The sequence below is a fragment of the Riemerella anatipestifer genome (assembly GCF_009663465.1).
Lineage (GTDB): Bacteria > Bacteroidota > Bacteroidia > Flavobacteriales > Weeksellaceae > Riemerella > Riemerella anatipestifer_C.
The window spans coordinates 163782-183910 of the sequence record NZ_QXHU01000001.1 but is presented as its reverse complement, the minus strand read 5'-3'; the positions used below and the strand labels follow the sequence as shown (position 1 = coordinate 183910).

The 20129-nt window shown below is 35.6% G+C and carries 20 protein-coding genes; 15 read left to right on the top strand and 5 right to left on the bottom strand.

Annotated features, from left to right (window positions below; translation table 11 throughout):
- Positions 1 to 50: 50 nt before the first annotated feature.
- From uvrA to D1003_RS00755, 4 genes are all read right to left on the bottom strand, one after another.
- Positions 51 to 2816 (bottom strand): excinuclease ABC subunit UvrA, encoded by a 2766-nt coding sequence (gene uvrA / locus D1003_RS00770; protein WP_153935327.1) that lies wholly within the window; start codon positions 2814 to 2816, stop codon positions 51 to 53.
- A gap of 47 nt (positions 2817 to 2863) precedes the next feature.
- A complete protein-coding gene (gene eptA, locus D1003_RS00765; RefSeq protein ID WP_153935326.1) occupies positions 2864 to 4387 on the bottom strand; it encodes a phosphoethanolamine--lipid A transferase EptA in 1524 nt (507 codons plus the stop codon).
- On the bottom strand, positions 4374 to 5207 hold the full coding sequence (locus tag D1003_RS00760) for a phosphatase PAP2 family protein (protein ID WP_153935325.1): 834 nt from the start codon (positions 5205 to 5207) through the stop codon (positions 4374 to 4376). The genes eptA and D1003_RS00760 overlap by 14 nt, the downstream gene beginning before the upstream one ends.
- 121 nt (positions 5208 to 5328) lie before the next feature.
- Positions 5329 to 5982 carry a hypothetical protein gene (locus D1003_RS00755; protein ID WP_052911254.1) on the bottom strand — a complete coding sequence of 218 codons (654 nt, stop codon included), beginning with the start codon at positions 5980 to 5982 and terminating at the stop codon, positions 5329 to 5331.
- Positions 5983 to 6416: 434 nt separating this feature from the next.
- On the opposite strand from D1003_RS00755, the gene tsaE reads away from it, so the two are divergent.
- Genes tsaE through D1003_RS00710 form a run of 9 tightly spaced genes read left to right on the top strand, consistent with a single transcriptional unit; the run spans position 6417 to position 13790 of the window.
- Entirely contained in the window at positions 6417 to 6824 is a 408-nt protein-coding gene (gene tsaE, locus D1003_RS00750; protein ID WP_153935324.1) for a tRNA (adenosine(37)-N6)-threonylcarbamoyltransferase complex ATPase subunit type 1 TsaE, read from the top strand.
- Between the two features lie 49 nt (positions 6825 to 6873).
- A complete protein-coding gene (locus D1003_RS00745; RefSeq protein WP_004917747.1) occupies positions 6874 to 8064 on the top strand; it encodes an alanine dehydrogenase in 1191 nt (396 codons plus the stop codon).
- Positions 8064 to 8435, top strand: coding sequence for a hypothetical protein (locus D1003_RS00740; protein WP_004917745.1), 372 nt, complete (start codon positions 8064 to 8066; stop codon positions 8433 to 8435). Before D1003_RS00745 ends, D1003_RS00740 begins: the two co-directional genes overlap by 1 nt.
- Positions 8435 to 9277, top strand: coding sequence for a prephenate dehydrogenase (locus D1003_RS00735; protein WP_052911256.1), 843 nt, complete (start codon positions 8435 to 8437; stop codon positions 9275 to 9277). Before D1003_RS00740 ends, D1003_RS00735 begins: the two co-directional genes overlap by 1 nt.
- 10 nt (positions 9278 to 9287) lie before the next feature.
- Positions 9288 to 11036: a TrkH family potassium uptake protein gene (locus tag D1003_RS00730; protein ID WP_153935323.1), complete on the top strand. Its 1749-nt coding sequence runs from the start codon at positions 9288 to 9290 to the stop codon at positions 11034 to 11036.
- Positions 11037 to 11043: 7 nt separating this feature from the next.
- The gene (locus tag D1003_RS00725) at positions 11044 to 11736 is read left to right on the top strand and encodes a TrkA family potassium uptake protein (protein ID WP_014938997.1); all 693 of its coding nucleotides are present in this window, start codon (positions 11044 to 11046) and stop codon (positions 11734 to 11736) included.
- A 3-nt stretch (positions 11737 to 11739) separates the two neighbouring features.
- Positions 11740 to 12360 carry a CoA pyrophosphatase gene (locus D1003_RS00720; RefSeq protein WP_153935322.1) on the top strand — a complete coding sequence of 207 codons (621 nt, stop codon included), beginning with the start codon at positions 11740 to 11742 and terminating at the stop codon, positions 12358 to 12360.
- A gap of 28 nt (positions 12361 to 12388) precedes the next feature.
- Positions 12389 to 13195, top strand: a complete 807-nt coding sequence (locus D1003_RS00715; RefSeq protein ID WP_153935321.1) for a 1-acyl-sn-glycerol-3-phosphate acyltransferase — start codon at positions 12389 to 12391, stop codon at positions 13193 to 13195.
- Complete coding sequence (locus tag D1003_RS00710) at positions 13179 to 13790, top strand: L-threonylcarbamoyladenylate synthase (RefSeq protein ID WP_153935320.1); 612 nt, start codon at positions 13179 to 13181, stop codon at positions 13788 to 13790. Before D1003_RS00715 ends, D1003_RS00710 begins: the two co-directional genes overlap by 17 nt.
- On the opposite strand, the gene D1003_RS00705 is transcribed toward D1003_RS00710, so the two are convergent.
- Positions 13787 to 15064 carry a replication-associated recombination protein A gene (locus D1003_RS00705; RefSeq protein WP_153935563.1) on the bottom strand — a complete coding sequence of 426 codons (1278 nt, stop codon included), beginning with the start codon at positions 15062 to 15064 and terminating at the stop codon, positions 13787 to 13789. The genes D1003_RS00710 and D1003_RS00705 overlap by 4 nt on opposite strands.
- Positions 15065 to 15143: 79 nt before the next feature.
- Here D1003_RS00705 and yidD point away from each other — a divergent pair, with 79 nt between their 5' ends.
- The 6 genes from yidD (at position 15144) to D1003_RS00675 (ending at position 20073) form a co-directional block, all read left to right on the top strand.
- Entirely contained in the window at positions 15144 to 15398 is a 255-nt protein-coding gene (gene yidD, locus D1003_RS00700; RefSeq protein WP_153935319.1) for a membrane protein insertion efficiency factor YidD, read from the top strand.
- Between the two features lie 6 nt (positions 15399 to 15404).
- Positions 15405 to 16268: a prolipoprotein diacylglyceryl transferase gene (gene lgt, locus D1003_RS00695; protein WP_153935318.1), complete on the top strand. Its 864-nt coding sequence runs from the start codon at positions 15405 to 15407 to the stop codon at positions 16266 to 16268.
- A gap of 113 nt (positions 16269 to 16381) precedes the next feature.
- A complete protein-coding gene (gene mscL, locus D1003_RS00690; protein WP_153935317.1) occupies positions 16382 to 16753 on the top strand; it encodes a large conductance mechanosensitive channel protein MscL in 372 nt (123 codons plus the stop codon).
- Between the two features lie 73 nt (positions 16754 to 16826).
- A complete protein-coding gene (locus D1003_RS00685) occupies positions 16827 to 17483 on the top strand; it encodes a YggS family pyridoxal phosphate-dependent enzyme (protein ID WP_153935316.1) in 657 nt (218 codons plus the stop codon).
- A gap of 29 nt (positions 17484 to 17512) precedes the next feature.
- On the top strand, positions 17513 to 18697 hold the full coding sequence (locus tag D1003_RS00680; protein WP_052911265.1) for a sigma-54 dependent transcriptional regulator: 1185 nt from the start codon (positions 17513 to 17515) through the stop codon (positions 18695 to 18697).
- Positions 18698 to 18735: 38 nt separating this feature from the next.
- The gene (locus D1003_RS00675) at positions 18736 to 20073 is read left to right on the top strand and encodes an MATE family efflux transporter (protein WP_153935315.1); all 1338 of its coding nucleotides are present in this window, start codon (positions 18736 to 18738) and stop codon (positions 20071 to 20073) included.
- The last annotated feature ends 56 nt before the right edge of the window (positions 20074 to 20129 follow it).

Here is a 20129-nt window from a genome sequence, read left to right as displayed (position 1 = left end):
AGTGTTAAAAAAGGTATCTCGTTTTATAATGAGATACCTTTTTTACTCTTTTAAAGTTTTTCGGCTACGAATTTAGCGGTCTTAGACTTTTTATCTTTTGCTAAATCTTCAGGCGTTCCCGCAAAAACCACTTCTCCACCATACTTACCTGCGTTAGGGCCTATATCTATTATCCAATCTGCCGACTTAATAATATCTGGCTGATGCTCTATAACCACTACGGAATGCCCCAACTCTATAAGAGCCTGTAATGAGGTTAATAATTTCTGTATATCGTGAAAATGAAGCCCTGTGGAAGGTTCATCAAAAATAAAAAGCGTTTTCTCCGTAGTTACACCCTTCACTAAAAACGAAGCCAACTTTACCCTCTGGGCTTCTCCACCCGAAAGCGTAGAAGAACTTTGTCCCAATTTAAGATAGCCTAGACCAACTTCTTGCAATGGTTTTAGTTTGGTAACTATTTTATCTTGCTTATTATCATTAAAGAAATCAATCGCTTCATCTACTGTCATTTGTAGAATATCTGCAATGTTTTTCTCATCAAATTTAACTTCCAATATCTCGGACTTAAATCTTGCTCCTTTACAATGCTCACATTCTAGTTCCACATCTGCCATAAATTGCATAGATATGGTAATAACGCCCTCTCCTTTACACTCATCACATCTCCCACCATCTACATTAAACGAAAAGTGCTTAGGCTTTAAATTCATAGTTTTAGAATGACGTTGCTTAGCGAACAAATCTCTAATATCATCATAAGCCTTAAGATAGGTTACCGGGTTAGACCTAGACGATTTTCCGATAGGATTCTGGTCTATCAATTCGATATGCTTCACAAGTTGAGGCGGAAATTCTACATAATCATAGTCGCCTTTTTTACCTCCCATTCCTAACTGGATTTGAATATCGTTAGCCAAAACCTCTTTCATCAATGTAGATTTACCAGAGCCCGACACTCCTGTAACCACCACCAAATTCTCCAAAGGAATATCAACATCTATATTTTTAAGGTTATTTTGTCTTGCTCCTTTGATATTGATGAACGATTTAGCCTTCCTTCTCCTTTTTGGCACTGCTATTTCTAGCCTTCCTGTAAGATATTTAGAAGTTAAAGTATCAGCTTCTTTGAGGTCTTTAAAATCGCCTGCGAAGACCAGCTCTCCCCCAAGAAAACCTGCTTCTGGACCTATATCTATAATATAATCTGCGGCACGCATAATATCCTCATCGTGTTCCACAACAATAACGGTATTGCCTAAATCTCTTAAATTCTTTAGAACTTCTATTAAATTCTCGGTATCCTGTGAATGTAGCCCAATGGAAGGCTCGTCCAAAATATAAATAGACCCAACCAAAGAACTCCCCAAGCTAGTCGCTAAGTTAATCCTTTGACTTTCTCCACCTGACAAAGTATTAGAAGTACGGTTCAACGTTAAATATCCCAAGCCTACTTTTAACAAAAACTCTAGTCTAGTAGTAATTTCGTAGAGTAGCCTTTTAGCAATTTCTTGCTCGTGTTTGGTAAGTTTAAGATTCTTAATTAAAGGCAGAAGTTCGTCCAATGGTAATTCCATTAACGATTGTATATTATGCCCTCCCACTTTTACCCATTCGGTTTCTTTTCTTAATCTTAGACCTTCGCAGTCAGGACATTTGGTTTTACCTCTGTAACGAGAGAGCATCACTCGGTATTGTATCTTATACAAATTCTCCTCCAGCATACGGAAAAACTGGTCTATACACGGAAAGTTTTTAGCTCCCGTTCCTCTCCATAAGAGTTGTTTTTGCTCTTTAGTAAGTTCAAAATAGGGTTTATGGATTGGAAAATCTGGAGCGTTTTTGATAAAGTGCATTTTCCACTCGCTCATCGTTTCTCCTTTCCAACAGGCCACGGCATCTTCGTAAACCGAAAGCCTTTTATTAGGAATTACTAAATCTTCGTCTATCCCAACTACTTTACCATAACCCTCGCAAGTAGGACACGCTCCGTAAGGATTATTAAAACTAAAAAAATGAAGGTTAGGTTCTAAAAACGAAATCCCATCAGCTTCAAAAAGGTTAGAAAAATGTTTTATATTTTGAGTTTCAATATTTTTTAAAGCACAAGAGCCGTGCCCCTCGTAGAACGCCGTCTGGATAGAATCTGCTAAGCGTTGCAGAAAATACTCTTCGTCCTCGTAAACAAAGCGGTCAATAACCAAATTAAGCAACATCTCTTTTTCAGGAACGAAGCCAAAACTCTCTAAATCTTCTATTTCAGCAATATTTCCGTTAATTTCTAATCTAGTAAATCCTGAAACTTTTAGCGTATTTAATAGTGATTTAAAATCACCATCAGCAAAAGAAAGCGGTGCTGTGAGTAGAAACTCTTGATTAGGATTTTCTTCTATGTAAGTAATAACATCAGAAATGCTGTCCTTTTTCACCTCATCACCAGATACAGGCGAATAGGTACGCCCCACACGAGCAAACAATAATTTAAGATAATCGTAAATTTCGGTGGAAGTTCCTACTGTGGACCTTGGATTAGAAGAAATTACTTTCTGTTGTATGGCGATAGATGGTGCTAAGCCTTTAATATCGTCTATCTTTGGCTTTTCCAATCGTCCCAAAAACTGTCTAGCATAGGAGCTTAAACTCTCCACATAACGCCTTTGCCCTTCGGCATAAATAGTATCAAAGGCTAAAGACGATTTCCCACTACCAGACACGCCAGTTACTACCACTAGTTTGTTTTTAGGTATGAGAACATCTATGTTTTTAAGGTTGTTAAGATGTGCGTTTTTAACAAAAATATTATTTTTAATATTCATAAAATCCTTTGACTACATTAAAAAATTTAATAAAAAAGAAAAACTATCTATTTAAAAATATTCATTTCTTCTTTATAGATAGGGCTTTCTACTCCTAAAAAGTTAAGCACACTGTGAAATACATGGTTTTGAGAAAGCACCTCGTTTGGCTTTAATTTTTTATGACTATTATCCGACAACCAAACAATAAATGGTATTTCATACTGCTCTTTAGGTGCAATACTTAAAGGTACTCCGTGCATATATAAGTTTTTCTCTCCCAAAGACTCGCCGTGGTCAGAAACAAATAACATTGTACTTTTATAATCCTTTAACTCTTTTAAATTCTCGATAACATTATGTAAGATATAATCTGTATAAACAATCGTGTTATCGTAAGCGTTTACCAATTCTGTTTGAGAACATTTGCCCAACTCTACGCTATTGCAAACAGGTTTAAACACTTCAAATTTTGATGGATATTTTTGACTATAAGTAGGTCCGTGGCTGGTACTTGTGTGTAACACTACCAATACTTTATTCTTTTTACTTGCTAATATCTGCTCCTTTAATCCGTTTACAAGCACCTCATCATAATCACATTCGGGCTTGTTGCAGTCTTTCATTAGAGCTTCTTTGTTTTGATAATTTGCAATATGTAGTGGCGGTTCACCCCAGTTGGTCGTTCGCCAAATCACTTCTACATCGTTACGATATAAATAGTTGGGTAGTATTTCATACAAATCATCAGTATTGGTATGTTCTAAAATACATTTAACTCCTGCTGTGGTATAAGTGGCACAAGAATTAGCCTTAAAATGAAAAACATTACTCGTTTTTGATAGTAATGGATTGGTATTTTTATTATAGCCATAAAGCGAAAAATTCTGACTTCTCGCCGATTCTCCTATCACCAATACCACCACCGACTTTTCGTTGTCTTTTATCTTGGCATTCGGTAGCAAAATTTCCTTTTCATTCTTTTTATACTTGTGAATGTGATACAACGCCGTGTTCACACTATAAGACCAAGGCATTGCCAAACCACCTAACTGTTTAGAGTTTTTGTCTACCCAAAGCCAATTACTCGCGTTTACAAAAGCCATCACCACCATAAACAACAACGCCATCGCCATCGTCTTAGCAAACTGCTTGAAGGTGCTTGGGATAATTTTAGTCCTAACAATATAAATACTCGGCAAAATGCCTAACAGAACTAAATACAACACCAACTTAATTGAAAAGAAACTACTAGACTCTTCATAATTGGTATTAAATACATTGCTTATCATACTTTCGTCTATAATCACACCATAAGTAGTGATAAAATAGACTGAAACCGCATTGATAAGGAAGAATAACACTAATAAAAACTTACCCACAAAGCGTGATAAATACAAAAATAAATAGAATGCAAAAAAATTAGCCACTACCATTACCACCACTAAACTTGCAATAAGCAGCACTCCATTAAAACTTGTATAATCTATATTATTAACCACATAAGTGTAAAACGGAATGTGAAATAATAACAAATGTAACACACTCATCAAAAGTGCGAAGTGAGTTACTTTTAAACTACTTTTTAACATAGAGAAATCCTATTTTAAATAATGATATTACTAAACACACCAGTGGGAGATAAAACACCACTAAGCCTTCGGTAAAGATATTTTTTGAAATAATGATGATACAAGCTGTAAATAGTACCATAAAAATGGGAGAATACTTCTTATCAGCTATCCAACTCCAGATTTTATATTTTTGGCTAAAGAGTATTCCCAAAACTCCTGAAATATAACCTATAATACCACCAACAATAGTGTCAAGAGGATAATGAGCTCCCACGCCTACCCTTGTAGATACTAGCATTAAACCCATAATGATAATAAAGAAAGACCACAGCATCTTATAAATTAAATTCCTCGGCATAAAACTGAACATCAGCACTGTAAGTATCGTAAAAACAGTAATAGAATGTCCCGATGGCAAACTGCTATGCCCCGTAAGTTTTTCGCCAACAATGATGAAAGTATCAACATCAAACATTGCAGCTGGTCTTGGCACTGAAAATAAATTTTTAAGCCCTTTTGAAAATAAAAGCGAAACAAGCGATGCCGAAATCAAAGCCTCCCAGAGTTTCGGAGCATAAATAATGAAAATACTCAAACACGATAAGAATACCAACGCATTTCCGAATTGTGTAAGATTTATCATCAAACTAGGATATTGCCCCAACTGATGATTGATATAAAGAAATACTTCCTTCTGAACTGCAACATAACCACTGACAGACAAGGATTCTTGACTCCAAAGAAACAAGGCTATCATCAACAACAAGGCTGCCGGCAAATAAAGAAATGAAACCACTACCTTAGATTGGTTCTTTACGACATTTGTATTCATTACCATTACTAAATCTATTCTGGCAAAGATACAGATATTTTTATCCTTATGAAATTTTGTATTGTATTACAATCTAACCTAAAGTAGTGGTTCATTAGTAGCTCTTATGCCTTAACATTTATTACGACTAGCTTCTAACGAATTTTGCCAAACTTTCTAATAATTGCGGTTTATCCTCTAAGGCAATCTTGGCAATGCTATAAAACTCTCTCACCCACTTATCCACCTTTGTTAGTGCTTCGTTTTTATCTTTGGTGGCTTGTTGGCTTTCGCCTTTTTCTTGAATGTAGGCAGCATAGGCTTTTTCGGTTTTAGTGAGCTGTGCTAATTGTGCCTCAATGGTAGTTTCTGTAACTTTGAGCCTTTGGAGCGGAGTGCGAAGGCTTTCTTCTGCCTTTAGTGTGTTATAGAATACCCCAATGTTTTCTAGCAAAGAGGCAAGGGCATAAGGCGGACGCCCTTTAAGACGTAAGTTATTCAGCACCTCTGGGTTTTCTTTGTAGATGATGCGTGCCTTCTTTCGGTCGGTAGCATAGGTTGCATTAAGTAGGTCTAGCTCTTGCTTAAAGTTGGCGTAGGCTTGGGTTTCTTCCTGCCCCTCTCGAATGTTAGTTTGGTAGAGATTTTGGGCTTGTGTGTAGAGGGCTTTTCCTTTTTCTATTTCATCTTTGGTGTAGCCATATTCCGCCAATTCGGTGGCAAGAGGAGTGCCTTCTGTGAGATTGTTAAATAAAATACCAATGTTTTGTAAACTCTTCTGTTCGCTGATATACTTGCTCATATTCTTCTATTTTTAATAATTTTATAATTTTTCTATCTGTTTTTTGAATTATCCATCGTTGGTTTCTATTTCTACCTGGTTAGTTTCTATATCTGCTCAGTTAGTTTAGTTATCTGCCTAGTTGGTTTCTATATCTGCTTGGTTGGTCTGGTTACCTGCCTAGTTGGTTTCTGTATCTGCTCGGTTAGACTTTATTTTTATATTGAAGTATCGGTTATCTGCTTATTAGTTGCGTTAAAGATAAAAATTTTTCTGTAAATCTGTAAGAAATAAACTTAAAATAATTATCAAATGCTACCTCGTTACTATTGTCTTGCTTTATTTTTAGTTTTAATCCTGTCACGAATCAGAAAAATCCCCTAGCTCCTCCCCCATAATCTCTCTGTTTTTTATTTAATTTCATAAATATAGCTTAACTTTGCTCCTTAAAAAAAATGGAATTTACAATCTCTACCATAGAAGAGTGGCAGGAAGTTATCCGCCAGATTTTGCCTCAACTGAAACACCCTATCCTTTTATTGAAGGGTAACTTGGGGGTTGGTAAAACTTCTTTCACTCAATTTTTACTAAAGGCACTTGGTAGTACCGATGAGGTTTCTTCTCCTACTTATGCTATTGTGAATGAGTATACTTGCCCGAAAGGCAACATTTATCACTTTGATTTATACCGAATGAAATCTGCCGATGAAGCCTTTGACATCGGTATTGAAGAATATCTGGAAACGGGGTTTTTGTCTATTATAGAATGGCCAGAAATCTACGAGACTGAACTTGAGGGACTCCACTACCACGAAATGAAAATAGAAAATATAGAAGGAGAAAGGCATATTGTGTTTAAATGATTCTTATATTTGCTTATATTTTTCATATACTGAATAATTCCTAATAACTATGAGTAGTACGATATTTACTCCATTTAAAGAAGAACAACTTCTACCAAAAGAAGAACGATTAGAAATTATAAAAAAAGGGCAAAGGCTTTTCATAGGTATTCCTAAAGAAACTTGCCTAAACGAAAAAAGGCTCTGCCTAACTCCCGATGCGGTGCAGGTTCTCACGCAAAATGGGCATCAGGTTATTATAGAAAGTGGGGCTGGTGAAGGCTCGTTTTTCACCGATTTGCAATACTCCGAGGCGGGAGCCATCATCACCAACGACCCTAAAGAAACTTTTGGGCAACAGCTTGTGCTAAAGATAAATCCTCCTACAGAAGAAGAAATTGAGTATCTAAAACCGTCTTCTTTTCTAATTTCAGCGTTACAAGTTAATCTTCAGACGCCTCATTATTTTAAAAAATTAGCCGAAAGAAAAATCACTGCCATTGCTTTTGAATTTATTAAAGATGAATACCAGCAGTTGGCATTAGTAAGATTGATTGGCGAAATTGCGGGCAATGTTGCTATTCTTTATGCTTCGGAACTTTTGGCACAGTCCAACGGCTTGATGTTAGGCGGTCTTACAGGCGTAAGACCTACCGAAGTGGTGGTTTTAGGGGCGGGTATTGTAGGTGAGTTTGCGGCAAAAACGGCTATTGGACTTGGGGCTAATGTTAGGGTTTTTGATAACTCTCTGGCAAAGCTAAGACGACTGCACAACTTTATAGATAATAGAGTTTCTACCTCGATTATAGACCCTAAAGAGCTAACGAAAAGCCTTAGAAGAGCCGATGTTGTAATAGGAGCCTTGCAAAGGCACAATCTGCCTCCTGTTGTAACGGAAGAGATGGTACAACTGATGAAAAAGGGCAGCGTTGTTATAGACCTTACCATTGATTACGGTAAATCTATTGAAACCGCAGAACTAACTACCCAAAGCAACCCTATTGTTATAAAACACGAGATTGTTCATTCTGGAATTCCGAACCTAACGTCTAAAACGCCTAGAACTACTACCAAAGCCATTAGTAATTTCTTCTTGAGCTATCTGCTACAGTCTGACCACGAAGGTGGATTGGAAACGATGCTCCTAAAAGATAGCAGTAGCAAAGATGCTATCTATATGTATAAAGGCCGACATACGAAGAAAATTGTTTGTGAAAAATTTGGATTAAACTACCACGATATAAACTTATTAACCTTCTAATGAGAAAACTCAAATTTTATTTAATAGGACTTATACCAGGATTTATTATTGTATTTTTTGTACTTAATCAGAAAGGAGTGAGTTGTAGTGGCTACCTTCCTAACAGCCGTGTAATTGCAGAAACACTGTCTAAAGAGTTCAGCTACTCCGAAGAGTTCAAGGTTCAAATGCAACATCTACAAATCACCGAAAGTTTTTTAAAAGATAGCCTTATTACCCACGGCGAGATAAACTTCCAAAAGAGTAATGCTCAAAAAAAGCCTTGCCCTTCTTATCTACTCTACTATCCTAAAAAAAATCCGATGTACGAAATCAGTTTTGAAAAATGTGAGAAAGAAGCTCGTTTCTTTAACCTTAAATCTCTTAAATAATGGTTGTAGGACTAATTGGCGTTGGGCTAATTGGCGGCTCAATGGCTCTAAAACTGAAAAGTAAAAACACTTCAATACAAATATGTGGTACAGATAACTCCACTGACCACCTCAACGAAGCCCTAGCATTGGGCATCATAGATGAAGCTGATGATTTGGAAAATACGGTAAAAAAGGCTGACCTCATCATCATAGCGATTCCTGTAGATGCTACCCAAAAGATACTACCTAATGTATTGGATTTACTAGACCAACATCAAACCGTAATGGATACTGGTTCTACAAAATTGGGAATTGTAAATGCTATCAAAAATCACCGAAATAGAACTCGTTTCGTAGCTTCGCACCCTATGTGGGGGACGGAAAACAGCGGACCTAAGTCAGCCCAATTAGACTCTTTTTCTGGCAGAGTAGCCGTTCTTTGCGATGCTGAAGATTCTGCAAAAGACGCTGTGGAAAAAGTATCCGAAGTTTACCAACTTTTGGAAATGAACCTCGTGGAAATGACTTCCGAACAGCACGATATACACACGGCTTATATTTCGCACATTTCACACATTACCTCTTATGCTCTAGCCAATACGGTTTTAGAGAAAGAGAAGGAAGAAGATACTATTTTCCAGTTAGCCAGTTCGGGATTTTCTAGCACGGTAAGGTTAGCAAAATCTCACCCCGAAATGTGGGTTCCTATCTTTAAACAAAATAAAGAGAATGTACTAGATGTACTTAATGAGCATATTTCTCAATTAAGAAAATTTAAAGCCGCATTAGAGAAAGAAAATTATGATTTCCTAGAAGAACTCATCAAAAATGCTAACAGAATAAGAGGTATTTTGAAATAAATTTTTAATAATGATTATTAACTTTAAACTTCTCTATATATTTTCCTTTATCATCAGCACCCTAGGGATTGTTGCGTTCTTTGGTGATTTTGGTTTTAACCAATCTAAAGATTCTAGAATGATGTTTGATGGCTACTACCACTTCGCTATTGCTATAGGACTCATTTCCACTGCTGCCAGATATTATGAGAAAAGAACTTCTGTTAATCGGAAAGCTTTCATTTTTGATTTAGCTACGGTAATATTTACGGTGGTTATTTTCTACTTTCATTTTTTAAGCCCATTGTACGGTAGCCTAGACCGTTTTTTTGAAAGTAGATATTGGGTTATTATGGCAGTGGTATTTACTTTTATAAGAGAGTTTTCGGATTTGAAAATCAATTTTAAAAGGACGATACTCAATCCAGCCCAATTATTCATCAGTAGTTTTATTGTGATTATACTAATGGGAGCTTTTCTGCTCACGCTCCCCAAAGCTACCACACACGGGATTTCGTTTTTAGATGCTTTGTTTACCTCTACTAGTGCGGTTTGTGTTACGGGCTTATCGGTACTGAATACAGGCAGTGACTTTACAACTTTTGGTAAACTTATCATTATTATTTTAATTCAAATTGGAGGTTTAGGAATTTTAACTTTCGCAAGTTATTTTAGCTACTTTTTCAAAGGTGGCACTTCTTACGAAAACCAATTGGCTCTAAGCGATATGACGAGTTCAAAAAAACTCAGCGATGTGTTCTCTACTCTAAAAAACATTATTCTCATTACTTTTGGAATAGAACTCTTCTCTGGAGTTTTGATATATACAAGTGTAAGCTCCACTCTGTTTACATCGGAGTTTCAACATATCTTTTTTTCTGTTTTTCATTCTGTATCTGCCTTTTGTAACGCAGGGTTTTCTACTCTAGATGCTAATCTTTATGATAGTGCTTACAAATACAACTACTATTTACATTTAGTTGTTATTTTTACTTTTGTTTTCGGAGGTTTAGGCTTCCCTATCGTGGTAAATATCATCAATTATATTAAATATAAAATCGCCCATATAAGTCCATTCTCCGAACAAAAAAGAAGGTACAGACCTTGGGTATTAACCTTAGATAGCCGTATCACTTTGGTAACTACCGTATCTCTCACAATAGTTGGTACTATTATTTTTTACATTTTAGAATATCACAACACTTTAGCAGAACATGAAGGTTTTGGGAAATTCGTAACCGCTTTATTCGGTGCTACTACACCTAGAACGGCAGGGTTTAACACCATTAACAATGCCTCTATGTCCTTCCCTACCATTATGGTTATATTTTTACTTATGTGGGTAGGAGCTTCGCCACAATCTACCGGTGGTGGTATTAAAACAAATACTTTTGCCATAGCGTTCCTCAATGTGTTAAGCCTTGCCAAAGGCAAATCTAAAGTAGAAATTTTCCGAAGAGAAATCGCTGATATTTCTATACGAAGAGCCTTTGCTATTATGACGTTATCTCTTATGGCGATAGGATTGGGCGTGATGCTCATTACTTTTTTTGACCCAGACAAAAACCTTCTAGATATTTCTTTTGAATGTTTCTCTGCTTATAGTACCGTAGGACTAAGCTTAGGCATTACCGCCTCTCTAAGTGAAGCCTCTAAAATGGTACTCATAGGCATTATGTTTGTGGGGCGTATCAGTATGTTGTCATTAGCTATTGCTATAGTTAAAAAATCTAAGTATAAAAATTATAGCTATCCAAAAGAAGAAATAACCATAAATTAAAAACGAAATGAAATATATTATAGTAGGATTAGGAAACTTTGGAGCTTCTTTAGCCCAAAAACTAACGGCTCAAGGCAACGAAGTTATCGGGATAGATAATAGTGCCGCCAAAGTAGATGCCTATAAAGAAAAAATATCGCATACCATCTGTATGGATTCTACCGATGAATTTACCGTTTCGGGACTTCCCATCAAAGAGACAGATATTTTCGTGGTTGCCATTGGCGAAGACCAAGGCGCTAATGTAATGACCACCGCTCTACTTAAAAACTTACAAGTGAAACGACTCATCAGCCGTGCCATCAATCCTCTGCACGAAAAAGTATTACAAGCCATCGGCGTTGATGAAATAGTACACCCTGAAGAAGAAACAGCAGAAAGATGGGCGAAAAAATTATGCCTAAGCAATATTGTAGATTCTTTTGAGTTGAATCAAGAATACAGTATCATAGAAGCTAAAGTACCAGAGGAATATATTGGGAAGACCATTCGTGAAATAGATTTCCGCCAAAAATACAACTTAGTTGTACTCACTATTATAAGAAAAGTAGAAGTTAAAAGTCTTTTAGGCAAAACCAAAACAGAAAACAAAGTACTAGGTGTGGCAGCTACAGATACTCTACTAGAAACTAATGATATACTAGTAATTTATGGTTCTAACAAAGATTTAAAAGGTTTTTTAAAACAAAAAATGGATTAAAAAATGAAACTTGGTAGAGATTTAATCAAACGAATTAAAGCCGCTCCTCTAGAAGGAGAAAATGCTCATAAAATTTATGCTCCACCCCAAAGACCTCTCTACTCCTATGACGAAATAATGGTTAAAAAACCAAAGTTAGCTGCTGTTAACATTTTACTTTATCTCAAAAATAACCAATGGCATATCCCACTTATGGTAAGAACAGCTAATGTTAATGACAAACATAGTGGACAAATCTCTTTACCTGGTGGAAAAAAAGAAGTTTCTGATGAAACATTTGCCCACACCGCTCTGCGTGAAACTACAGAGGAACTAGGCATTATTCGTCCTTACTTGAGGTTGATACGAAGTTTAAGTCCGTTGTATATTCCGCCTAGTAATTTTTATGTTCATACTTATGTTTCGTATACTAAAAAAAATCCAAAATTCACTCTACAAGAATCTGAAGCCCAAGAGCTGATAGAACTACCTCTATCCTTACTTTTAGACCTACCAAAACAACCCTCTAAAATTTTATTTGACAAACATATAGAAGTCCCTGTGATACAATATAAAAACTATAATATCTGGGGAGCCACCTCTATGATTTTGTACGAGTTTAGCCAGTTGTTAAAAAATATGTAAATTTGCACGCTAAACACAGGCGTAACCGATGGCAAAAAAAACAATATTTACCGATTCATTCGGGAATTTATACTTTCTTAAAAGATTTATTATTTTCATTTTAGGGATAATATCTTACAGAAGGTTCAACGGATTTAATAAACTTAAAATATCAGGTACTGAACATTTGGTAGACTTACCAGAAAGTAATGTTTTGTTTGTATCTAACCACCAAACCTACTTTGCTGATGTTGCAGCTATGTATCACGCTTTTTGTGCCGTAAATAATGGTTATCATAATACGATAAAAAATCCTGTTTACTTACTTAATCCTAAAGTAGATTTCTACTATGTGGCCGCTGAAGAAACGATGAATAAAGGTATCCTTGCCCGAATTTTCAAACTGGCAGGTGCTGTAACAGTAAAAAGAACTTGGCGCGCCGAAGGTAAAAATATCAATCGTATGGTAGATATGAGTGAGGTAGAAAACATCATTAAAGCTTTGGATAACGGTTGGGTAATCACTTTCCCACAAGGGACAACTTCGGCATTTGCACAAGGGAGAAAAGGAACTGCCAAATTGGTAAAACAACAACGCCCTATTGTAATACCTATCAAAATCAATGGATTTAGAAGGGCTTTTGACAAAAAAGGGCTTAAAATTAAAGTAACAGGCGTAGAACCAACTATGGAATTTAAACCTGCTCTTGATATTGATTATGAAAACGAATCTGCACAAGAGATTTTACAAAAAATAATGGAAGCTATAGAACAAACTCCTGAACATAATATCCTCCACGAATACGACGAGGAACTGAAACGAAAAAAAGAAAAAAACTATGGCGAAAGTCATTAAAATCTATCCCGAAAATCCCCAAGAAAACCTTATAAAAGAGGTAATTAAAACCTTAGATAATGGGGGGCTAATCATTTATCCTTCCGATACAGTTTACGCCTTGGGGTGCGACATCAATAACATTAAAGCAATGGAAAAACTAGCTTCTCTAAAGAAAATAAAACTAGAGAAAGCTCATTTTTCTATTATTTGTAACGATTTAAGTCATCTTTCGTCTTTCACTAAACCTATTGACAATTCTGTTTTTAGATTATTAAAAAGTCATATTCCTGGACCGTTTACCTTTATTCTAGAAGCTAATAAGAATTTACCTCTTTCTTATAAAGGTCATAAAACCGTTGGTATTAGAGTGCCAGACCACCCTATTCCGCAACTTATTGTAGAAAAATTAGGCCGTCCTATTGCTTCCACTTCTATAAAAGACGACGATGAAATTATAGAGTATTCCACAGACCCAGAACTTATCGCTGAAAAGTATGACCACTTAGTGGATATTGTCATTGATTCAGGCTATGGTGATAATGTGGCTTCTACCATTGTAGATTTAACTTCTGGTATTGCAGAAATCATTAGACAAGGTAAGGGCGAACTCTAATATTTATCGCCCCACTTTTTAGAAATTTGTTCTTTTATTTTTCTTTCGGTAGCATTATCTCCTGAACGATAAAAAGAAACTCCAGATAATTCTTCAGGAAAAAATTCTTGTGATACAAAATTTCCCTCGTAGGCGTGAGCGTAGCGGTAATTTTTACCATAGTCCATTTCTTTCATAAGTTTTGTAGGTGCATTTCTTAGGTGCAACGGCACAGGCAAATGAGTCGTTTTTGTCGCCATCGCCATTGCCTCATTGATAGCTTGATACGCTGAATTACTCTTAGGTGAGGCCGCTAAATAAATCACACATTCGCTAAGGATAATACGAGATTCTGGATAACCTATAACATTAACCGACTGAAAACAACTGTTAGCCATTGTAAGAGCGTTAGGGTTAGCCAAGCCTATATCTTCTGCCGCCAATATCAAAAGTCGCCTTGCAATAAACTTAATATCTTCGCCCCCCACGAGCATTCTCCCTAACCAATACAAAGCAGCATTAACATCGCTCCCTCTAATGGATTTTATAAAAGCCGAAATTACATCATAATGCTGCTCTCCATTTTTATCGTAAACAGGTACAGTTTCTTGTAAAACTTTCAGAATAGCCTCACTAGATAACTGGTTTTGTCCAGAACCTTTATACTGATTAAGCACCCACTCTACTGAATTGATGAGTTTTCTAGCATCTCCTCCCGAATATTGTATAAACCCTTGATTATCTTCAATAGTAAACTCTGTATTTTCATCTTGATTGAAACGAGCGACCGCAATAGTAGCTAATTCCTCCAATTTTTCGTAGCTCAATGGTTTTAAAACGTAAACTTGAGAGCGAGACAATAATGCAGAAACTACTTCAAAACTAGGATTTTCGGTCGTTGCTCCTATCAGAATCACCCAGCCTTTTTCCACAGCGTGAAGCAAAGAATCCTGTTGTGATTTGTTGAATCTATGGATTTCATCTATAAACAAAATAGGAGATTTACCAGAAAATAAGTGTTGTTTTTTAGCATCATCTATCACTTCTCTTACCTCTTTCACCCCACTAGAAACCGCAGAAAGTTTAAAAAATTTTCGTCCCGATTGCTCCGAAAGAATTTCTGCTAAGGTAGTTTTACCCGTTCCTGGAGGGCCCCATAAAATCAGAGAATTAAGCCGGTCGGTTTCCAGCATTTTTCTTATAGTTCCGTCTTTACCTGTAAGATGTTCTTGCCCAAGCATTTCATCTAAGGTTTTTGGGCGTAATTTCTCTGCTAAAGGAATATTTGAATTCAAAGTATGAGGCATTAAAATTATTTAAACTTGAAACAAAATTAAACTAATTTTCATTTTTTTAGTCTATTTTTGCAATGTTTTGAAAGCAAATTTTAATAACATATTGATTTTCCCCTTGGTAATTCTCATCAAGTTTTACCAAAATGCCATCTCTCCTTGGTTAGGAAATAATTGTCGTTATCAGCCCACCTGTTCACATTATATGCTACAAGCCTTGAGAAAACACGGACTTCTAAGTGGATTTTGGCTAGGTATAAAAAGAATTGGGCGATGCCACCCATGGGGAGGAAGTGGCTACGACCCTGTACCAGAAAAGAAACATAAAATAAACTAAAACATAATGACACCATTTTTATACACCACCTGGAATCCATCTAAAGGAATAGAGTTAGGTAATTTTTTCACTATTCACTATTACAGTCTAATGTTTGTTTTAGCATTCGGCTTAGGCTTTTTGATTATGAAAAAGTTTTTCAAGATAGACGGTGTAGATGAAAAATATTTAGAACCTCTATTTACATGGACTTTAGTCGGTACCATCTTTGGAGCGAGGTTAGGACATGTTATTTTTTATCAGCCTGAACTTTTTAAGGAAGATTTTTGGTCAGTTTTTCTGCCTATTCGTACGCAACCTAGCTTTGCCTTTACAGGTTTTTCTGGACTTGCAAGCCACGGAGCTGCCATTGCGCTTATACTTACCACGCTCTATTATAGTTTAAAAATCATCAAAAAAAATCCGTTTTGGGTCTATGATAGGTTAGGTATTGTAATTGCCTTAGCTGGTGTTTTCATTAGGATAGGAAACTTTTTCAATTCAGAAATTATCGGAAAACCAGCCCCAGAGGGTTCTCCTTTTGCCGTATTATTCCCTCAACAGAGTATGGAATATGGTGCAATTGTCCCTAGATACCCTACACAATTATTCGAGTCTTTTGGCTACCTATGTCTATTTATTTTACTCATTTTCTTATACTTTAAAACCAAAAAGAAATATCAACAAGGGTGGTTATTTGGTTTATTTTTGGCTCTCTTGTGGGCAATAAGATTTACTGTAGAATTTTGGAAAGAACCACAAGGTGATGAGTTTATTCAGTTTGCAGGGCTTAACACAGGTCAAATTTTATCTATCCCATTTATGATAGCCGGAGTAGCCATTATGTTTATATCAAAACGATTTAAAATTAGCAACAATTTATATAACTAACTATTAACATATTACATTATTTTAATAGATTTTATTTGTACTAAATCATAATACTTAACGATACGATTAACATTTTTGAATATCTTTGCACGAAGGAAAATGTAAAAATTATTATGGGATTTGTTAAAGAATTTAAAGAATTTGCTGTTAGGGGCAATGTTATCGACTTAGCTGTCGGTGTAATCATAGGGGGAGCTTTCGGAAAGATAGTGAACTCTCTTGTAGAAGATGTTATTACGCCTGCACTTCTGAGTCCAATGCTAGAAAAAATTGGAGCAGAAAATATAGCTCAATTATCTTGGAATGGTATTAAATATGGGAGTTTTCTTTCTGCAATTATTAGCTTTCTATGTATTGCTTTCGTACTTTTTGTGATGATTAAGGGCATTAACAAACTGAAAAAAGAGGAAAAAGTAGAAGAAGTTCCAGCTGGCCCTACACAAGAAGAACTTTTAGCGGAGATAAGAGATTTACTAAAAAAATAATTTCAAGAATATTTTTAAACCGCCATAAGGCGGTTTTTTTTATTTTTGCTCAATATTGTTATAATCTTGTATTATGTCTATAGAAACTAATTATACCCAACTTATATCACAAATTCCTAAAACTGTAAATCTTGTAGCAGTTTCTAAAACTTATCCAGTTGAAGATATACAAAAAATTTACAATTTAGGGCATAAAGTATTTGGAGAAAACAAGGTACAGGAGTTGGTTGCTAAACATACTAAGTTGCCAACTGATATACAGTGGCATCTTATAGGTCATCTACAAACCAATAAGGTTAAATATATTGCCTCTTTTGTACATACTATACAAAGCGTGGATTCGGAAAAACTACTACAGGAAATAGATAAACAAGCAAGAAAAAACAAGAGAATCATCAATATTTTACTTCAAGTTAAAATTGCAGAAGAAGATACCAAAACAGGTATGGAAGTTAATGAAGTAAAAGAGTTATGTGTTAAAATAAAACAAGGTGAATTTCCTAATATCAAGCTACAAGGATTGATGGGAATGGCAACTTTCACCAACGATGAAACACAAATTCGCAGAGAGTTCTCATTCTTAAAACAGATGTACAACCAACTTTCGCTCACTTATCAACTTAGCACCTTATCTATGGGTATGAGTGGTGATTTTCCATTAGCAATAGAATGTGGAGCTAATTCTATTAGGGTTGGGTCTGCTATATTTGGTATGAGAAATTATCAGTAATTTAGAATTTAAATAATTATCTTTGTTCTATGCAAAAAATATTAATCGTAGAAGACGAAAAAGCCATTTCAGGTTTACTTAAAAATATTCTTTCTGAGGAAGTTAAAGATTATGAAATTTTAGTAGCAGACGACGGATTAGAAGCTTATAAACTAATAGAAAAAGAAGATTTTTCTTTAGTAATATCCGATATAAAGATGCCCAAAGTATCAGGTACAGAACTTTTACAAAAAGCATTGGAAATAAAACCAGATACTGCTTTTGTGATGATTTCTGCCCACGGAGACATCAATACAGCGGTGCAATGCCTTAAACAAGGAGCTTACGACTTTATAGAGAAGCCTATAGACCTCAACCGACTCATCACGAGTGTGAGAAATACTTTGGAGCGAAAGGAACTAAAGACTTCTAATCAAATTTTAAAGAAGGAAAATACTCAACTTAAGAAAAAAGTAAATAAGAAATATCAAATGATTGGTAGTTCGGAAGCCCTTAAGAAAATCCAAAATATGATAGACAAAGTGGCTCCGTCTGATGCTAGAGTTCTCATTACTGGACCTAATGGTGCTGGTAAGGAACTAGTGGCTCACGCTTTACATTCCCAAAGTGAACGCTCCAAGGGACCTATGGTAGAAGTAAACTGTGCTGCAATACCTTCAGAATTGATAGAAAGTGAATTGTTCGGACATATGAAAGGTTCTTTTACAGGTGCGGTTAAGGATAAGTCTGGTAAATTTGAGCAAGCTAATGGAGGAACGATATTTTTAGACGAAATAGGTGATATGAGTTTGGTGGCACAAGCCAAAGTGCTCAGAGCCTTACAAGAACATAAAGTATCTCCTGTGGGAAGTGATAAAGAAATAAAAATAGATGTAAGAGTCTTAGCAGCGACTAATAAAAACTTACAAAAAGAGATAGAGGAAGGACGATTTAGGGAAGATTTATACCACCGACTTTCGGTAATAGAAATACAAGTTCCTGCTCTTAATGATAGAAAAGAAGATATACCTCTACTAGTGGAACATTTTGCACAAAATATAGCTTCTGAGAATGGTAGCCCTGTAAAAGAATTTAGTAAGGAAGCTCTAAAAGCTCTTCAAAATTATGATTGGACAGGTAACATTCGTGAGTTAAGAAATGTGGTGGAAAGGCTAATTATATTAGGCGAAAACCCTGTAAGTGAGAATGATATTTCCAACTTTGTTAAAAAATAACAAGAGAAATATTAGCCCTATAAACTTATCATAATGTTATGTCTTTCTTAGATACAGCTTATACCAAACGACTTATGAAACTTGCCTTACCCGTGATGCTAACACAGGTAGGGCAAGTTTCCGTTAATTTATTTGATAATATTATTGTAGGAAACTTACTAGGTGCCGATGCACTTGCTTCGGTTTCTTTAGCAAACGGCATATTTTTTTCCATTTTTGTAGTTGCTTTGGGATTTTCTTTGGCTATTCCTCCTTTGGTTTCGGAAGCCCAAACTAGAGGAGACCATCAACAGATTAACCAAGTTTTTAGTCACGGACTTATTGTAAATATTAGTATTGGGCTGCTTCTCATTCTGTTAATTTTTGGCATTAGTCCGTTGATGTATCATCTTGACCAACCTCCTCATATAATGCCCGATGCCGAAATCTACCTTAAAATAGTTGTGGTAAGTATTTTCCCCTTTATGATATTTCAGACCATGCGAGAGGTTTCAGAAGGACTTTCATTTACCATCGGAGTTACCAAAGCAACCATTATTGCGAATATCATCAATATTATTTTAAATTATATTTTGATAAAAGGATTTTGGATTATCCCAAGTTTTGGAGTTGCAGGCTCGGCATATGCTACACTTATTGCAAGAATATTTATGATGTTCTTTCTATTTTTCGTAATGAGAAAAGAGAAAACAACTCGCCGATATATGGAAGACTTTAGTTTAAAACTAAGTTTACTTAAGAAACAAGTGTTTATCAAACTCCTTAGGCTAGGATTTCCAATGTCTTTACAAATGTTTTTTGAGGTAACTGCATTTGCAGCCGCCGCTTTTATTTGTGGTAAAGTAAGTGCTAGAGATATTGCCGCTCATCAAATTGTGTTAAGTATGGCTTCCTTCACTTTTAATCTTTGTATTGGGTTTAGTGTAGCTTCCACTATTATGGTTGGTAACAAAGTAGGCGAAAAAAACTTTGACGAAGTAAAAAAAGTAGGTGTTAACAACCTGAAAATAGTATTTTTATTTATGCTAATTTGCGGTATGGTTTTCATACTTGGTAGAGAAGTTCTTCCTACTTTCTTTACTAAAAAAGAAGATGTGGAGGTATTAGTTTTAGCTTCTCAACTGATGATTGTTGCCGCTCTTTTCCAACTTTCAGATGGTATCCAAGTTACGGCGTTAGGTCTTTTGAGAGGATTGCAAGATGTTAAAATTCCTAGTTTTATTACATTTATCGCCTATTGGCTAATTACCTTACCATTAGGATATTATTTATGCATCAACCTAAATATGGGAGCTTTTGGAATGTGGATAGCTCTTGGTATTGGCTTAACAATTTCCGCCACGCTTCTGGTAAGACGATTTCTTACAACGGTTTGATTTTAAACTCAATTAAAAAGTTCTATTTCGGTTTAGCTGAATTTCGTTATTTTTGT

Coding starts and splice junctions, on each gene's coding strand:
- uvrA (WP_153935327.1), bottom strand. CDS start 2,816: ATGAATATTAAAAATAATATTTTTGTTAAAAACGCACATCTTAACAAC.
- eptA (WP_153935326.1), bottom strand. CDS start 4,387: ATGTTAAAAAGTAGTTTAAAAGTAACTCACTTCGCACTTTTGATGAGT.
- D1003_RS00760 (WP_153935325.1), bottom strand. CDS start 5,207: ATGGTAATGAATACAAATGTCGTAAAGAACCAATCTAAGGTAGTGGTT.
- D1003_RS00755 (WP_052911254.1), bottom strand. CDS start 5,982: ATGAGCAAGTATATCAGCGAACAGAAGAGTTTACAAAACATTGGTATT.
- tsaE (WP_153935324.1), top strand. CDS start 6,417: ATGGAATTTACAATCTCTACCATAGAAGAGTGGCAGGAAGTTATCCGC.
- D1003_RS00745 (WP_004917747.1), top strand. CDS start 6,874: ATGAGTAGTACGATATTTACTCCATTTAAAGAAGAACAACTTCTACCA.
- D1003_RS00740 (WP_004917745.1), top strand. CDS start 8,064: ATGAGAAAACTCAAATTTTATTTAATAGGACTTATACCAGGATTTATT.
- D1003_RS00735 (WP_052911256.1), top strand. CDS start 8,435: ATGGTTGTAGGACTAATTGGCGTTGGGCTAATTGGCGGCTCAATGGCT.
- D1003_RS00730 (WP_153935323.1), top strand. CDS start 9,288: ATGATTATTAACTTTAAACTTCTCTATATATTTTCCTTTATCATCAGC.
- D1003_RS00725 (WP_014938997.1), top strand. CDS start 11,044: ATGAAATATATTATAGTAGGATTAGGAAACTTTGGAGCTTCTTTAGCC.
- D1003_RS00720 (WP_153935322.1), top strand. CDS start 11,740: ATGAAACTTGGTAGAGATTTAATCAAACGAATTAAAGCCGCTCCTCTA.
- D1003_RS00715 (WP_153935321.1), top strand. CDS start 12,389: ATGGCAAAAAAAACAATATTTACCGATTCATTCGGGAATTTATACTTT.
- D1003_RS00710 (WP_153935320.1), top strand. CDS start 13,179: ATGGCGAAAGTCATTAAAATCTATCCCGAAAATCCCCAAGAAAACCTT.
- lgt (WP_153935318.1), top strand. CDS start 15,405: ATGACACCATTTTTATACACCACCTGGAATCCATCTAAAGGAATAGAG.
- mscL (WP_153935317.1), top strand. CDS start 16,382: ATGGGATTTGTTAAAGAATTTAAAGAATTTGCTGTTAGGGGCAATGTT.
- D1003_RS00685 (WP_153935316.1), top strand. CDS start 16,827: ATGTCTATAGAAACTAATTATACCCAACTTATATCACAAATTCCTAAA.
- D1003_RS00680 (WP_052911265.1), top strand. CDS start 17,513: ATGCAAAAAATATTAATCGTAGAAGACGAAAAAGCCATTTCAGGTTTA.
- D1003_RS00675 (WP_153935315.1), top strand. CDS start 18,736: ATGTCTTTCTTAGATACAGCTTATACCAAACGACTTATGAAACTTGCC.